The following is a 643-nucleotide window of genomic DNA, read 5'->3' on the forward strand; positions in this document are numbered from 1 at the left end:
CCCGCGAACGGATTGCTCTCGCTCGTCGCCTGCGGCGTCCACGAACCACCCAGACTCGAGGACGTGAACGACCGGAAGTAACGACCCTGCGAACCGATCGCCTCGACGATCATCAGGTACTGGTTCTGACCCTGGATCTTGTAGACCTGAACCGCCTCGAACAGGTTGTTCGTGGTGTCACTCATGATCACCGTCGAGGTGGAGCCGAAACTGCCCGGGAAGTTCCCGATCGGCATGCTCGCCCGGTAGATCTTGCCGTTGTCCCCGGCGAAGAACAGGTACATGTTCGAACTGTCACCGATCACCGCCTGGTCGATCGGACCCGTACCGGAACCGGAGATGCTGCCGGAGAACAGCGTCTGCGGCGACGACCAGCCGTTGGGGTTCGTCGGGTCGCTCGACGTCCGGTAGGAGAACGCCGGACCGCCCCACTGATAGGCAAGCACCCAGATGTTCCTCGGCGCGAAGTAGAACAACGACGGCGCGACCGTACCCGACGACATCGCGTTCTGACTCGCCGAACCCATCTCCGACCAGTTCGAGAACAGGCTGAAGTTCATCGAACCCCAGGACGTTCCGTTGTCGTGCGTCGTGGCGTACACCAGATGCCGACCGTTGTACGGCGCGTAGGTGAAGTCCTTCA

The 643-nt window shown here is 61.6% G+C and carries 1 protein-coding gene; it reads right to left on the reverse strand.

From position 1 onward, the window contains the following. Positions 1 to 643: non-reducing end alpha-L-arabinofuranosidase family hydrolase (locus tag I0C86_RS00015; protein ID WP_255527566.1), on the reverse strand; the 643-nt coding region annotated here is incomplete at both ends.

It is taken from the genome of Plantactinospora alkalitolerans, from assembly GCF_015690345.1.
Classification (GTDB): domain Bacteria; phylum Actinomycetota; class Actinomycetes; order Mycobacteriales; family Micromonosporaceae; genus Plantactinospora; species Plantactinospora alkalitolerans.